The 14,391-nt window shown below is 71.4% G+C and carries 17 protein-coding genes; 14 read left to right on the top strand and 3 right to left on the bottom strand.

The window, feature by feature from the left end; translation table 11 throughout:
* Window position 1: 1 nt before the first annotated feature.
* Genes ACFVU7_RS01870 through ACFVU7_RS01850 form a run of 5 tightly spaced genes read left to right on the top strand, consistent with a single transcriptional unit; the run spans window position 2 to window position 4,731 of the window.
* Window positions 2–1,813, top strand: coding sequence for a type IV secretory system conjugative DNA transfer family protein (locus tag ACFVU7_RS01870; protein WP_388043785.1), 1,812 nt, complete (start codon window positions 2–4; stop codon window positions 1,811–1,813).
* Complete coding sequence (locus ACFVU7_RS01865; RefSeq protein ID WP_388043783.1) at window positions 1,810–2,595, top strand: DnaB-like helicase N-terminal domain-containing protein; 786 nt, start codon at window positions 1,810–1,812, stop codon at window positions 2,593–2,595. Before ACFVU7_RS01870 ends, ACFVU7_RS01865 begins: the two co-directional genes overlap by 4 nt.
* Entirely contained in the window at window positions 2,592–3,422 is an 831-nt protein-coding gene (locus tag ACFVU7_RS01860) for a hypothetical protein (RefSeq protein ID WP_388043781.1), read from the top strand. The genes ACFVU7_RS01865 and ACFVU7_RS01860 overlap by 4 nt, the downstream gene beginning before the upstream one ends.
* Window positions 3,423–3,424: 2 nt before the next feature.
* The gene (locus tag ACFVU7_RS01855; protein ID WP_388043779.1) at window positions 3,425–4,468 is read left to right on the top strand and encodes a DnaB-like helicase N-terminal domain-containing protein; all 1,044 of its coding nucleotides are present in this window, start codon (window positions 3,425–3,427) and stop codon (window positions 4,466–4,468) included.
* Between the two features lie 11 nt (window positions 4,469–4,479).
* Window positions 4,480–4,731, top strand: a complete 252-nt coding sequence (locus ACFVU7_RS01850) for a hypothetical protein (protein WP_388043777.1) — start codon at window positions 4,480–4,482, stop codon at window positions 4,729–4,731.
* Between the two features lie 103 nt (window positions 4,732–4,834).
* On the opposite strand, the gene ACFVU7_RS01845 is transcribed toward ACFVU7_RS01850, so the two are convergent.
* The 3 genes from ACFVU7_RS01845 to ACFVU7_RS01835 form a co-directional block, all read right to left on the bottom strand.
* A complete protein-coding gene (locus ACFVU7_RS01845) occupies window positions 4,835–5,785 on the bottom strand; it encodes a phosphotransferase family protein (RefSeq protein WP_388043775.1) in 951 nt (316 codons plus the stop codon).
* Window positions 5,786–5,930: 145 nt separating this feature from the next.
* Window positions 5,931–6,161, bottom strand: a complete 231-nt coding sequence (locus tag ACFVU7_RS01840) for a DUF397 domain-containing protein (protein ID WP_388043773.1) — start codon at window positions 6,159–6,161, stop codon at window positions 5,931–5,933.
* A complete protein-coding gene (locus ACFVU7_RS01835) occupies window positions 6,158–7,018 on the bottom strand; it encodes a Scr1 family TA system antitoxin-like transcriptional regulator (protein ID WP_388043771.1) in 861 nt (286 codons plus the stop codon). Before ACFVU7_RS01835 ends, ACFVU7_RS01840 begins: the two co-directional genes overlap by 4 nt.
* Before the next feature lie 270 nt (window positions 7,019–7,288).
* On the opposite strand from ACFVU7_RS01835, the gene ACFVU7_RS01830 reads away from it, so the two are divergent.
* The 9 genes from ACFVU7_RS01830 to ACFVU7_RS01790 all read left to right on the top strand — a co-directional run bounded on the left by ACFVU7_RS01830 (window position 7,289) and on the right by ACFVU7_RS01790 (window position 14,367).
* Complete coding sequence (locus ACFVU7_RS01830) at window positions 7,289–7,693, top strand: ATP-binding protein (RefSeq protein WP_388043769.1); 405 nt, start codon at window positions 7,289–7,291, stop codon at window positions 7,691–7,693.
* Between the two features lie 178 nt (window positions 7,694–7,871).
* Window positions 7,872–8,306, top strand: coding sequence for an NUDIX domain-containing protein (locus ACFVU7_RS01825; protein ID WP_388043767.1), 435 nt, complete (start codon window positions 7,872–7,874; stop codon window positions 8,304–8,306).
* Window positions 8,307–8,338: 32 nt separating this feature from the next.
* Window positions 8,339–10,222 (top strand): radical SAM protein, encoded by a 1,884-nt coding sequence (locus ACFVU7_RS01820; RefSeq protein ID WP_388043765.1) that lies wholly within the window; start codon window positions 8,339–8,341, stop codon window positions 10,220–10,222.
* Window positions 10,219–10,851 (top strand): hypothetical protein, encoded by a 633-nt coding sequence (locus ACFVU7_RS01815; protein WP_388043763.1) that lies wholly within the window; start codon window positions 10,219–10,221, stop codon window positions 10,849–10,851. The genes ACFVU7_RS01820 and ACFVU7_RS01815 overlap by 4 nt, the downstream gene beginning before the upstream one ends.
* Window positions 10,848–11,582: a hypothetical protein gene (locus ACFVU7_RS01810; RefSeq protein ID WP_388043761.1), complete on the top strand. Its 735-nt coding sequence runs from the start codon at window positions 10,848–10,850 to the stop codon at window positions 11,580–11,582. The genes ACFVU7_RS01815 and ACFVU7_RS01810 overlap by 4 nt, the downstream gene beginning before the upstream one ends.
* A complete protein-coding gene (locus ACFVU7_RS01805; RefSeq protein WP_388043758.1) occupies window positions 11,579–12,220 on the top strand; it encodes a hypothetical protein in 642 nt (213 codons plus the stop codon). Before ACFVU7_RS01810 ends, ACFVU7_RS01805 begins: the two co-directional genes overlap by 4 nt.
* Window positions 12,221–12,232: 12 nt before the next feature.
* On the top strand, window positions 12,233–13,099 hold the full coding sequence (locus ACFVU7_RS01800; RefSeq protein WP_388043756.1) for a protein kinase: 867 nt from the start codon (window positions 12,233–12,235) through the stop codon (window positions 13,097–13,099).
* A 107-nt stretch (window positions 13,100–13,206) separates the two neighbouring features.
* Window positions 13,207–13,344 (top strand): hypothetical protein, encoded by a 138-nt coding sequence (locus tag ACFVU7_RS01795; protein ID WP_369184148.1) that lies wholly within the window; start codon window positions 13,207–13,209, stop codon window positions 13,342–13,344.
* A 114-nt stretch (window positions 13,345–13,458) separates the two neighbouring features.
* The gene (locus tag ACFVU7_RS01790; protein ID WP_157882206.1) at window positions 13,459–14,367 is read left to right on the top strand and encodes an aKG-HExxH-type peptide beta-hydroxylase; all 909 of its coding nucleotides are present in this window, start codon (window positions 13,459–13,461) and stop codon (window positions 14,365–14,367) included.
* Window positions 14,368–14,391: the final 24 nt, after the last annotated feature.

The raw sequence follows: 14,391 nt of genomic DNA, 5'->3' as shown, positions 1-14,391 counted from the left end.
GATGGCCTCCGCCTCGAACTCCACCGTCGCGCGGCGGCCGGTGCTGGACGGCCCTGCGGACTACTTGATCGTACTGCTGATCATCGTGGTGGTCACCGTCACCGCGGGGACGTGGGCCACCGGCCAGGTCGCCGGGCTGATCACCCACGCCTCGTGGCCGGCGGTCCCGTTCGGCGACGCGTTCAGCGTCGCCAAGCAGCTGCCGCACCACCTGGACGACCCGAGAGCGGCCTGGCCCGGGCAGGTCCGTCGTGACCTGCCCGGCCCTGTCGGCTTCGCCGTCGCCGCCACGATCGTCGCCAGCATGATGGTCACCGCTGGCGCCTTCGCCCTGCGCCGTCTCCGGCGGAGCCGTTCTGTGCGCGGCTTCGCCTCCGTCTCCCAGCTCTCGAAGACCCTGTCCGCCGCCGCGGTGGTCAAGCGCGGCCCCATCGTCCGGCCCTCGCTCAAGGGCCACCGGATCACCCCAGCCGACGTTGCAGTGCAGCTCGGCCGCACCCTGGCCGGCATGCTGCTCTGGGTCTGCATCGAGAACTCCGTGCTGATGCTGGCCGCCCCGCGCCAGGGCAAGACCAGCCAGGTGATCATCCCCTGGATTCGTGCCTGGCGCGGTCCGATGCTCATCACCAGCGTCCGAGCCGACGTCCTCGACGCGACCGCGCTGATCCGACGCGGCCTCGGCCCGACCCTGGCGATGCTGCCGACCGGCATGGTCGAGTGGCCCGACCAGGTGCAGTGGTCGCCCACCAGCGGCTGCGAGGACTTCGGCAAGGCCATGCAGAGAGCCGACCTCATGGTCAAGATCGGCAAGAGCGAGACCACCGACTCCAGCGGCGCGGGCTTCTTCGGCGCCACCGCAACCTCCCTGCTCGCCGGTTGGCTGCACGCCGCAGCCATTACCGGCCGCAGCATGGAGGACGTCCTGCGCTGGGGCTTCAACGCCCACCTCGAAGAACCGATCAAGCTGCTCGCCGAGTCCCGCCGCGCGGAACCGGGCGTCGCCGAGATGCTTGACGGCCTCTACCGCAACCCCGGTGACACCCGGGCGAACCTCTTCGCCACCGTGCAGACCGCGCTGACGCCCCTCTTCTCGCCGCTGGCCCGCGCCACCTTCGTCCCCAAGGCCGGCCAGGGCATCGACATCGAGGACTGGCTGCGCAGCAACGGCACCATCTACCTGCTGGTCGACAAGGAAGATGCCACCGCGCTCGCCCCCCTGATCTCCGCCTTCGTCTCCGAGGTCTTCGGCACCGCCAAGCGCCTCGCCGACCGTTCGCCCGGCGGCAGGCTCGACCCGCCGATGGGAGCGCTGCTGGACGAGGTCGCCAACGTCACGCCGCTGCCGAACCTGCCCGACCTGATGTCCTTCGCCGGCGGCTCAGGCATCTACGTCGTCGCCGTCCTCCAGAACATGGCCCAGGCCCGCAAGGTCTGGGGCCGCGAAGGGGCCGAGATGCTCTGGGGAAGCTCCACCGTCAAGATCGCCCTCGGCGGCCTCGGCGGCGACGAACTCGAAGAGTTCTCGAAGCTGGCCGGGATCTTCCGCGAGTCCCTTACGACCTACCAGAGCGGCGCGCAGGGCACCACGATGCAGACCACCCTCCAGGACCGCAAGACCGTCACACCGGACGAGATCCGCACCCTCGACGAGGAGAAGCGCGAAGCCCTGGTCATCCACGCCACCACCCCCATCGCCAAGGTCCGCATGCAGCGCCACTACGAAGGCCCCGACCGCAAGCTGTACGAGGAAAGCAACGACTGGTCGAAGCGGTACCGGGCGGGCGACGTCGACTTCATCAAGGACGCCGCATGACCGCCCGACCCGTGTGGAGCGGGCACCAGGGCGACGCGCGGACCGATGCCGACCGGCGATGGGAGTCCCGGTTCGACCAGCGGCACCGTCGCGGCCTGCTCAGCCGCCCAGAGACCCTTACCGACTACAGCCTGCGGTGGAGCGGGCCGGTGCGCGGAATCGACGGCGCCCTCTACCACGCCGGCGAGGACCACGCCGGTGCTCCGGTGATCTCCGTGTTCAGCCCCGGCTATCAGGAGGTCGTCCCCGTCTCGTGGGCAACGGACGACTGGGCCGAGCACCGGGCGCTCACCGATGGGCAGTTCGTGGCTCTCAGCGACTGGCGCAGGGCACGCGCGGACTACGAGGACCTGGTGCTCGCCTACCTCATCCAGCGCCCGCGTGAGCTGAACGACCTCGGCAGGTGGGTGCCGGTGGACACCTTCACGACCCACGTCCGCTACGGCATCTTCGAGGCCATGCTGGCGCTGCACACCGACGCGGAACCGGTCACCCCCGCCGCCGTCGAGGAGCGCGTGCGCCGGAGCATCGAAGAGCTGTCGCCCCGCCTTGCGCAACTGATCGCCGACACCATGGACAGCCCCGCCTACCTTCGGCGCCTCATGCTCACCCCGAGCACGTCGATCGAAGCGCTCGACGCCGCCGTGTACCTCGTGATGGCTGACTGGAAAGCCGCATCGACCGCCGACCGTACGGACACAAGGCACCAGTACACCAGGCTCCCGGACGACCTCGCCGAGACCAGCCCGCATCTGCCAATCCAGCTCCAGGAACAACCATGACCGAGCCCGCGATCACGCCGATCGGAAGGGTCAAGCACCGCCCGCACGCCCGTATCCGCCGCTCGCGCGGGCGCCGCGCCACCCCCGGACCCGTCACCGGCACCAAGCCGGCCGCCACCGAGGCGAGCCCCCGCACCCGGTTGGTCGAGTGGCACACGATGACCGGACCCGAGCGCATCGCGGCCTGGGGCGGCCTCTGCGACTGGGTGACCTGGTTCCACGACCGCTACGAGCTGGCCGTCGAATCCAGGCTGCCACGCTGCTGGGCCGAACACCCCGGCCTAATCGAAGAGCTGTGGGCCCTCAAGGTCTGGCGGGAGGAAATCTACGGTGCCGCCCCGGACCAGCAGGTTGGCCAGGCCGCTCGCTACTGGCACACCGAACTGCGCACGGTGGTTGCCAACGCGACCGCCGTCTACGCCACCGCATGCCGGACGGGCCACCGTGGCCAGGAGTTCCCGGCCGCCGAGGACCGGGAGCTCCAGAAGCGCTGGACCGACGCGGACCCCTGGGCCGGCATCCCCGGCCGACTGCTGGCCGCCCACGCCGACACCGCCGAAGCCGGTAGCCCGGACCGCCTCACCGCAGCCCAGATGGACGACGCCCGGGCCCGCGGCCTCGCCAGGCCGATCAGCCCCGGCATCCCCGAGTACGTGCGGTTCGCCGACACCTGGTGGGCCGTCGACATCGACGGCGCCTGGCTTCGCGTCGTCAACGAGGAACTGTTGGCACGACTCGACGACGCCGCCGCCCGGATGGCCGCCGCGGACGACGCCGCCCGCCGCTACAGGGAAGCCACCACCGGAACGAAGTCGAGGACGAACTGACAATGACCCACCCCGACCTCGTACTCCGTGCCGAGCAAGCCGTCATCGGCGCCGCCCTCCGCGACCGCCAACGCCTGGACGACATCGCTTACCTCACCCCCGACCGCATGGCCCACCCCACCCACCGCGCCGTCCTGACCGCGCTGATCGACTCGCGGACCAGCAGCCCGACCACCCCGACCGCCCAGCTGCCGGAGCTGATCGCCCAGCGAACCGCCATCCCCGGGGTCACCGCCGACTACCTACGCCGTCTCGCCGACGCCGCGCCGCAGCCCCGAGCCATCGCGAGTTACGCCCGCATGGTGCAGGAGGCGGCCGTCCGCCGCGACCTCGCACAGCACGTCGACCGACTGCGGACAGCCACCCCGGGCCTGCGTGGACCGGACCCGGTGCTCGACCGCCTCGCCCAGGCGGTGCGGCACACCGAGCACGCCGCCCCCGTGGCCAAGTACAACGAGCCCGCCCCGGCGCCGTACGAGGTACGGGCGAGGCCGGCGGGGGAGGGGGAGGCCCGGGTCGAGAGCCGCCTTGAGCGCCAGGACGCCGTACTGGCGGACCTGCTCCAACGCCCGGAGCAGGTCCGGGAGGTGAGCACCTGGCTGTACCCCGAGGTGTTCGAGGAAGGCCCCCGCCGCGAGGTCTACGAGGCGATCGTGGTCGTGGCGGAGCGGGGCGAACCGGTCGACCAGCTGACCGTCGAGTGGGAGGTCTACCAGCAGGACCCCCAGGCGTACGAGGTGACCGTGGAGGTTCGCGTCGAGCAGCGTGAGGAGCGCCCCGACTACCTCGCCCGCCTGGCCGCCACCGCGGTCGTCGTCGGTGCCGCCATCGAGCTGTCGGGGGAGATGATGGCGGAGGACATCCGGACGAAGCTCGCCACGGAGTTCGCCGCCGTAGACGTCACCGCCCGCACTCCCGGGGCGGAGCCCAAGGCGGACCTCGCCATCAGGGCCGTCACGTCGACCGCCCCCGTAGAGCCGGCGCCACTTCTGCAGCCACCGCCAGTGCAGCAGGCCCCCAGCATCCAGCCGAACATCCGGCCGTGAGGGGGACCACGATGACCAACTCCGACGCGGGCATGGCCGACCTCAGCCACGCCGTCATGAACGCCGCCCTCGCGGACGGCAGTGCCCACCACCTCAGCGAGACGATCACGGACTTCGCCCGCTACCGGGAGTCCTGGTGGATCTACGACCGTGCAGGCTGGTGGGAGGTCACCAGAGCAGACGTCGCCGCCGGACTGGACCTCATGGAGGCGAACATGCGACTCGCGGACCAAGCCGTTCGCCGGAGCACTAGCAGGGCGTGAGGGTATTCGCCGTTGGCGGTCGCCCTCTAACCCCGGGACCGCGCAGAGCAAGGCGTACGCGGTCGCGCGGGAGCCAGGTGCCGCGTTCCGGGCCGGACGGGCGTCATCGGTTTGTCCAGTCGGTGGGGGTGTTGAGGACGTCAGCGGCCCACTGGTAGTGGCCGGTGGTGCGGATGTGCGTGTCCGGCTCGGGGTAGAGGTCGCAGCTGAGTAGGGCGGTCAGGTGCAGGTAGTCGGCGAGGTCGGCGCGTCGGTCGGGGGTGAGGTCCGCGGAGGCGGTGGCAAGGAGGCGGGTACGGACGGCGGCGCGGTCGTCGTCGTACATCCGGTAGTAGGCGCAGGCGCCAGCGAGGTCGTAGAGCGGGTCTCCGAACAGGGTGAAGGTGCCGAAGTCGAGGACGGCGCCGATCTTGCCGTCGACGACGAGGATGTTGTCGGGGTAGAGGTCGCCGTGGATGACGCCTTCGGGGCCGGTGTAGGGGTAGGCGAAGCGGGCGGTGAGCCGGTCGGCGATGCTGTCGACGGCGGGGACGTCGATGCGCAGATTGGGCAGCACGGTGGGGAGCTTCTGCTCTAGGAGACGGAGCAGGAAGGCGGTCCAGTTCTCGCCGGAGTGGGTGGTCGGGTCGGGGTCGAGGAGCATCCGCCGGCCGAGCGGGGCGGTCAGGCGCAGGCCGCCGAAGTTGTGGAGGGCGGCCAGGTAAATCTCCTCGGCTGCCGGGGTGTTGAGGTCGATGGCCTTGCCCATGGGGGTGCCCGGCAGGCGGGTCTCGGTGACGGCCAGCAGGGTTCCGTGCTGCTCGATCGAGTGGATCTCGGGCAGGGAGAAGGGGACGGTGGCGCGGTCGAGGTGCTCGTACAGGTCGGCGATGCTCGCCAGCGCCTGGAGCTGGCCGGGGTCGGCGTAGACCTTGAGGACCCGGTCGGAGCCGAGGGCGTAGACGCGGGCCTCGGTGCCGGTCGCGATCAGGTCGGAGGAGGTGAGTTCGTGGGCGGCGAGGAGTTGCTGCTCGGCGTCGTCGGTGATGCTGCTGACATCTCGGCGGGTGATCACGTGTTCGGGCTCCTGGTGCCGGTGGCGACTACGACCCGTCTCTTCGGCCGGACCAGGGTGTATCTGAGGAGAGCACGACGAGAGGCGGTGCTGGTAACGGGGAGCGGCCCGAGAATGTGTCCGCTCGGGCCGCTCTCCGGGACGCTCAGGGCCTGCGAAGTTCGCCGCGCATGATGCCGGAAACGAAGACGTCGTACTCGGCGTCGTCGAAGATGTGCGGTGGCTTGTGCCTGTTTTTGGAGTCGCGGATCGCCACGATGGCGCTGTCGAGGAAGGCGACCTCTACGCAGTTGGTTCCGCCGCTGCTGGCGGTCTGCCACTCGGCTCTGGCGAGTTGCTCTTCGAGCCAGGCAGGGGCGAGGTCGTTCTTGTTCATGACGCGAGTTCCTTGGCGATCGTCTTGAGTAGGGACAGGGATGCCTTCTGACCGAGGGCATCGGACTTCAGGTGGTTGCTGGTGGTGCGGTAGACCTCGACCGACTCCGGGTCGGTGAGGTGGAGTCGCGCTCGGGTGGCCTCTATGGTGACCGTGTCGTTGCCGGTGGCGAACGACATCAGCATGAACGGTCCGTCCATGCCTGCGTGCGCGCCGGCGCTCAGCGGCAGGACCTGGATGGTCGTGTTCGGGTCGCTCTTGAGAAGGTCGATGAGGTGCTCGACCTGGGCCTGGGCGACGGCCCGGCCGCCGACTTCCTGGCGGAGGAGCCCTTCGGGGATCACGGACCATATGCGCAGGGCTGGTTGGCGCTTGGCCATGGCCTGGCGATGCTCTGTGCGCATGGCGAGGAAGCGCTCGATGTCTTCGGCGGTAGTCCAGGCCCGGCTGCCTTCGACGATCGCCCGCTCGTACGACGGGATCTGGAGCAGGCCATGCAGGGCGCCGGAGTTCCAGTGGAACAGGTCGAGGGCTTCCTCGATCTCGGTCAAGTAGTCACTGAGGGGGTCCTCGACGACGCCCTGGTAGCGCTGGTGCCAGTCCGGCTCGCCAGCACGTCGGACCAGCTCGCGCCACTGCTCGCGCCGGGCCTGGTCGTGGATCTGCAGGACCTCGAAGAAGTGGGGGAGTACCTGGAGTTTGACTCCCTGTGTCCCGTTCTCGATCTTGCTGACGGTCGACAGCGCCTTGTAGCCGAGGTGCTGGGCGGCCTCTTCCAGGCTCCATCCCAGTGCCTCGCGGGCACGCCGGATCTCTGTCCCCAGGCGCCTTCGGCGCGGGGTCGGCTCGACGGGCATCGCACCTCCTGACTCCGGAACCGCAGCTTTCTCAGGGAAAGCGTAGTGCCCGTGCCAGTAAGTGCATATGACAGTTCGCCAGAAGGAAAGGTTTTCCTCTCTGGAGACCTTGCCCTTCTGCCATTGCGGGTCCATCATCGAACTCCGGCCGAGCGCAGAGTGCCCCATTGGGTACGGAGCGCAACGGCAGCCCTGTATCCGAAGCCGTCCGGAGGGCCCATGTCTGCCGCGACTGTCGATCAGCCCGGGGAACTCCGCCTGGTCCTTCCCGTGCTGCGACCCGAAGCGATGGGGCGCGTGCGCGAGATCGTGCGGGCCCAGCTGTGGATCTGGCGCAAGAGCGAGTTTGCGGACATGGCGGAGCTGGGGGTGACCGAACTGCTGACCAATGTCCTCCTGCACACCGAAGGCGGGGGCGAACTGCGGATGCGGGAGACCGTGGACGGCATCTGCGTCGGCGTCACCGACTTCGACGACCGGCTGCCGCTGGCTGGCGAGCCGGACCGGGACGCGACCGGCGGGCGGGGCCTCCTCCTGCTCGCCGGCCTCGTGGGCGGACTGGAGACCGAACTCCTGCCGCGAGGCAAGGAGATCCGGTTCAGCCTCCAGTCCACGGACCGCGAGGGCGAAAACGCCTTCGAAGGGGTGTCGGCGATGGCCGTGGCACCCGGCTGATCATCCCATCGCACCGTGGTCCGACCGCCCCGGCAGGGGGCGGGAGAACGTGAGTTGACGGTCACTCAGGAGATCTAGACTCGTGGGCTTCCCGGTCCGGCGTCACCGCCGGACCGAAGGGCTGGAGCCGTGCTCCCGCAGGCTCCAGATGATCATTCCCGACCACGTGGAGGTTCCGATGCCCGAGAAGGTCACCAAGGAGAAGGTGCTCGTCTACGTCGTACGCGACGGGCGGCTGCTGGTGTTCCGGCACACCGACTACAGCTACGAGGAGGTCGGCATCCAGGCCCCGGCCGGCAGTATCCGCCCCGGGGAGACCCCGGAGGCTGCCGCCCTGCGCGAGGCCCGGGAGGAGACCGGCCTGAACGACTTCAAGATCGTGCGCAAGCTCGGCGAGACCGAGTACGACATCAGCCCGTACCGGTTCGAGATCCAGCACCGGCACGTCTTCCACCTGGAGCTCACCGAGCCCACCCCGGAGCGGTGGATGAGCCAGGAGGACCACGACGGAGAGCAGGAGCCCACCCACTTCGAGTGCTTCTGGATTCCGCTGGAGGCCGCGCACATCCTCCAGTCCGGCCAGGGCGCCCTGCTGGGACGCCTGTCCGACTAACCACCCGGTCACGGCAGCAAGGGAGGCAGCCGATGCACCGCACCACCGAACAGCACCACCCGATCGACCGGCTCTACCGGAGCCTTCAGCCCGAGGACACCAGCACGGCGGTGTCGGTGATCGTCAAGCTGCGCGGGGAGACCTGTGACATCGACTGCCCCCACTGCTACGAGAAGCGCAAGGAGGTGCCCGGCGGAGCCCGGATCAGCGCCGACCAGATCGGACAGCTGGCCCGGCTCTTCCGGGGCCGCCCGCTCGCCGTCGAGCTCCACGGCGGGGAGCCGCTGACCGCCGGCCGAGAGGCCGTCGCCGAGGTGCTGCGCGAACTCGCCGCCCAGCCGCAGGTGGTGCGGGTGTCGATGCAGACCAACGGCGTCCAGCTCGACGGGCAGTGGCTCGACCTGTTCGACGATCTCTGCCCGCAGTTGCAGATCGGGGTCTCCCTCGACGGCGACGCCCAGGGCAACGCCTGGCGCATCGGCTACGACGGTCAGCCCGTCTACCTGCGCGTCGCGGCGGCTCTGGAACTGCTGGCCGAGCGGGGCCGCAAGGTCGGCGTCATCACCACTGTGACCCCGGCCGTGCTGGGCCGGGCCGAGCAGGTCCTCGACCACCTCGCGTCGTTCGCGGCGGTCAACGCGGTCAGCTTCGTGCCCTGCTTCGACACCGCCATCCGCCGCTCCACCACGGTGCGAACCAGGCGTGTCCCGGCGAGCCGCCTGCTCCAGCAGGCCGCCCTCGCCGGTGAGGGTGGCCCGGCGTGGGCGATCCACCCGGACGAGTATGCCGAGTTCGTGCTGGCCGCCACCGCCCACTGGATCGGCGCCGGGCACTTCACCCGGATCAAGCTGGAGCCGGCCGTCTCCACGATCCGGCGCCTGCGCGGCTTAGGCAGCGGCTTCTGCCACTTCTCCGACCTCAAGTGCGACCACGTCTTCACCCTCTACCCCGACAACCGGTTCGGCTCGTGCGACGAACTGCCCTGGCCCCAGGCCCACCTGAGCCAGCTCGACGAGATCACCGGCCAGGCCGAGGTGGCCCGCCTCCAGCACGGCAGCCTGCTGCTGAACCAGGGCAAGGCGCTGATGGCCAAGTGCACGAGCTGCGACTACCGCAGCACCTGCGGCGGCGGCTGCATCGCCACCCGCTGGCGCCAGGACCCGGCCGTGGACGGCGACGCCTACTGCGACTACCGGATGCGCATGGTCGACGGCATCGCCGCCCTCCTCGCCCAGCCCGCCCACCCCGAGGGCGCCTGGTGCCAGACCCTGCGCTGGCACCCCCGCAGCCCGAACAGCATGCGCGACGTGAACGCCTTCACCGCCCGCTGGGACGACCCCGCGGCCGTCCGCGCCGAGGTGAGGCTGCACGCCAGCGAGCACGGCAACATCAACACCGTCGGCCTTCCCGGCGTCCACGAGGCCGACGACCTCGATCCCGCCCACCCGAAGTGGCGCGAGGCGATCGAGCCCCGCATCTGGCCGCTGGTGGACGTCCTCACCACCGGCTGGGGCCTGATCACCTACGACAGCTGCCAGGGCCACCCGTACGGCGGCCTGGACCTGGACCCGGCCGAACTGCGGGTCGGCCTGCTGCCACGCGACCGCGCCGAGTACGCCCGCACCGCAGCGGCCCTGTGCCGCGCGGCCACCGCCGTCGCCTCCACGCTGCCCGGCGGCATCGAGGTCCGCGTCGCCCGCTCCGAGCTGACCTGCGAGACCTCCGGCGCCACCGTCCCGGTGCTCGACCTCAGCCTCCACCCGGACCACCGCCAGGACTGGGACGCCTACTTCGCCGACCTCGACGCCGCCGCCCGTGCCCTGGCCACGGTGCTGGCGGCCGAGCGCCCGGCGGGCACCACGTGCTCCTGCCCGCTGCCGGCCCCGGCCGCCGTGGAGCGGGAGGTGGCGGGATGAGGCCCGGCGACGAGGCGACCGTCCACCAGCTCCTCGGGCGGATCTCCTACTTCCACGCGCTGTTCATCGAACCCGCCCTCGCCCCGGCCACGGCCGCCACCGACAGCGAACCGTGCTGCAACCACCGCACCCCGGCGCGGGCGGTGCGGCCGGACGCGGGCGCTCTGCTGGCCCACAGCGCGTGGGCGGTCCTCGACGAGGTCGCCGCCACCCTCGGCGCCAGGGCCGGGAGGTGCCCGTCGCACGGGACCGCCTGCTGTGCGACGTGCCGCGTCGCGAGCGCGGCTGCCGCCGTCGCCGACGCGTGGCTGGCCACCGAGCACCGCGCCTACCAGCGGCCTGAACCCCACGGCCCGATGCGGCAGGCGTGCCGGGAGGCCGCCGCCGCCCGGCTGACCCGCGTCTTCGTCCACCAGCACCACGCCCCCTGCCCTGCGGCCCAGGCCGGAGAGACGGCCGGTGCCTGGCTGCTGCCCGGCACCGGCGAGCTGCCGCTGACCGGCGAACTCCTCGCCCTGTGGCGCGACCCGCTGGCTGGCGGCGGCAGCCCGGTCGTCAGCTGGCTCAACCACTGCACCGACCTCGACGACATCCGCCGTGTCCTCGACACCAGGAGGCCCACCCCGTGACGATCCACATCGCCGAGACCACCGGCGTCGGCAGCATCGAGAACTTCCTCGGCTCCACCGAGCGGCTCCAGCTCGCCGCCCTGATGCACGATGTCCTGGCCGACGCCGACGCCGACCGCTTCGGCGACGAGCGCCGCACCTCCATCCACGAGATCCCCGGCCACAGCCACGAGCAGGCGATGGCCGTCTACGAACCCGCCGGCCGCGTCGAGATCCCCGACATCCCGCAGGCGGCGGAGAAGATCCTCCAGGACGCCTTCGACCGCGCCCTCCCGGCCCTGGCCCGGATCATGCCCTCCATCACCGTGTGCCGCCCGTGGACGTACGTCGAGTACGGGGTGGGCCAGCACATCACCAGCCACCTCGACGGCATCGCCCCCGACCCGCTCGCCTGGCCCCGCCAGATCGCCGGCATCAGCGTCGTTATCGCCCAGGCCGACGCCGGGGGCGCCTTCTACGTCGAGACCGCCTCCAGCAACCGTCTCTGGTACCGCCCGGCCCCCGACCCGGAGGCGAACGGCTACACGGAGGGCATGTGGCTGGCCCACGACGGCGCCGACAACTCCACCGACTGGTTCACGACGATGCCTCGCACCCGCTGGTCCGTGGACCCCGCGCCGGGCACCGCGCTGCTGTACGGCTCCCAGCTCGCCCACGGCACCCTGCCGGTCACCGCCGGGCGGTGCGCGAAGTTCATCAGCTGGCTCGCCGCCGACGAACCGGCGAGGTGACCGCCGTGCTCATGGCCCTGGAGGGCTTACCCGGTGCTGGCAAGAGCACCCTGCGAGACCGGCTCCTCGCCGACGCCCGCACCGGCGGCGTCCCGCTCGACCACACCGGCCAGTTCTCCTGGCTTTCCCTGGCCGCCACCCGCACCCTGGTGCGGCTGCGGGCCGGACACAGCTCCGACGATCCCGAGGAAGCCGCCGAGGCAGCCTGCTGGGACCTCGCACTCCACGCCCGCTTCAACCTCACCCCCGCGCTCGCCCGCGGCCTGGTGGTCGCCGACCGGCTCAGCCTGTCCACCGCCTGCCTGCTCGCCCTGGTCCACCGGCGCCCGGTCGCCGAGTACGTCGAGCGTCTCGCCGAGCAGGAGCGGGCCCGTCCGCAGCTGACCGTCCTGCTGACCACCGAGCCCGGCCTGTGCCAGGCCCGCCTCGCTGGCCGCGAGAGTGCCCCGCGCTTCACCGACCGCCCCGAGGCCGCCGCCCGCCTCGCCGACCTCTACCCGCAGGCCGCCACGGCCTGGACCAGCTGCACCGGCCTGGAGGTCTGGCAGCGGCCCTGCACCACCAAGGCCGACCTTGACCAGCTGGCCGCCGACTGCCTTGCCCACCTGACCGGCTCCATCCGCCCGTCCGTGACCTGAGGAAGCGAGCCGATGAACCTCCACCCCCTCCACCCCGCCGCTTGGGTCCTCGACCAGCTCCGCGCGGACGGCTGGCAGGTGAACGACCTGCTGGCCTTCACCCGCGCCAGCACCCTGGTCACCGCCCACCGCGACGGCCAGCAGCCCGTCGTGCTGAAGGCCGGCTTCGGCTCCAACCACGTCCTGGCCGAACTCCCCGCGGACCAGCGGCCCGCCGCTTACGGCTTCTACTGGTACGCGCAGATGACCGACGCCGAACGCGCCTTGGCCCGCGAGGACTTCCGCCACGAGGCCGACCTCACCCGGGCCGCCTCCGGCGCCGACCACGTCGTCCCCCTGCTCGAACACGGCACCGGCGAGCGGTTCGACTGGTACACCATGCCGCTGTGCGACAGCGGCAACTTCCGCACCTTCATGGCCTCGGGCAAGGACACCGACGAGGGCCTGAACATCCTCGCCGACGTCGCCGAGGGCCTGACCGCCCTGCACCAGCGCGGCATCGTCCACCGCGACGTCTACCAGGAGAACATCCTCATCCACGACGGCCACGGCCTGATCACCGACCTCGGCGCCGCCCGCCGCCTGGCCACCGAGCGCGGCCCCGAGCACCGCGGACCCGAAGTCCACTGGCCGCCCGAGTACCTCACCGGCTACCACCAGGCTGACCCGGCCGCCGACGTGTTCAGCCTCGCCGTCCTGGTCTACCGCTACCTGTGCGCGGACATCCCCCGCCTCGGCGGCCACGCCAACCTCGCCCTCATCCCCGCGGTGCTGCGGACCCTGGTCGTCGCCGCGCTCTCCGACGAGGGCCGCGACCGTCCCGCCATGAGCGACCTCGCCGCCGCTCTCCGCGCCGCCGCCCGCACCGCTTCGCACTGACCGGGAGGCCGCCGTGACCCGGGCGCGTTCACCGCCCGGTGCCCGAGCACGCACCACCGCAACGGGCACGCACAACCATCCGATTCGCTCAGAAGGAGAAGGACCCGATGGACAACGACCGCATCTCCGAGTTCCTGGCCGACGTCGAGGGCCTGCGCGGCGAGGACGAGACCGTCCGCACCACCGCCCACACCTCCAGCGTCTCCGCCGAGGGCTGGCTGACCGCCGAGGGCGACGTCGCCTGAACACCCCTGACCGCCCGGCGCGCTGAACGCCGGCGGTAGCCAACCTGGGGCCGGACCCGACCGCGGCGGGCCCGGCCCCAGGCCACCCCTTCCGCCCTGGACAGGAGCCCGCACGTGGACAACCCCGGCCTCTTCGACTTCCCGCCGACCAGCCGCCTGCACGACGAGCGCACCGCAAAGATCCACACGATCCTCAGCCCCGGGGCCCCGCCCCGGCCCACGGGCCTGGGCCCCGCTGCCGACTACTGCCTGGCCCACCACGCCCTCGAAGGTGCCGAAGCCGCCGCCCGCTCCGGGGAGCGGGCCGCCTTCGACTGGTACACCGCCAACCCGCACGCCGACGCCACCGCCGGCTCCACCCCCACCGTGCTCGGCCCGCGCGTCGTCGTCGCCCCCGACCCCGCCGGCCTGCCCCGCTCCCCGATCTCGGAGACCCCGTACTACGTGCTCGGCCCCGGCACCGAACACGCCGCGCCCGGCCTGCGGACGCTGGTGGCCGACGCGTTCACCACCGCCGACCAGACCGGCTTCGGCCCCCTGCTGGCCGCGCACGCCGTCGTGGTCGTCCTGCTGCGGGCCAAGCAACTCGGCCAGACCCTGATCAGCTGGACCATCACCCGCCTACCCGGCACGGTGTTCCTCGACCACACCGGCGACCCCGCCGTGCTGGCCCGCGACCTCATCCACGAGGCCGGCCACAACTGGCTCAACGACGCCCTCGCCGCCGCCGGGTGCACGTTCGACGACCAAGCTGTCTTTCACTCCCCCTGGAGGGAGAGCATGCGGCCCGCGTTCGGCTTCCTCCACGCCTGCTGGGCCTTCCCCCTCACCATGCTCTACACCGCCCGCGTCCTGGAGCACACCGAAGGTGACGTGCGCGCCTTCCTAACCGCCTACCTCGACCAGCAGCGCGACCTCCTCGCCGCCAGCGCCGCCGACCACCCGCGCGCCCTCGAACTCATCCACGACGAGGACCTGCGCGAGCGCCTGGCCGCCGTCCACCGCCAGGCGCTCACCCTGTAACCGCCGACCGCCCCACCTCCCCGG

Origin of the sequence: Kitasatospora sp. NPDC058046, assembly GCF_042885595.1 — a bacterium.
In the GTDB taxonomy this organism is placed as follows: Bacteria; Actinomycetota; Actinomycetes; order Streptomycetales; family Streptomycetaceae; genus Kitasatospora.
Note: the sequence above shows the minus strand (reverse complement) of the source record. Positions and strands in the feature narration are given on the sequence as shown.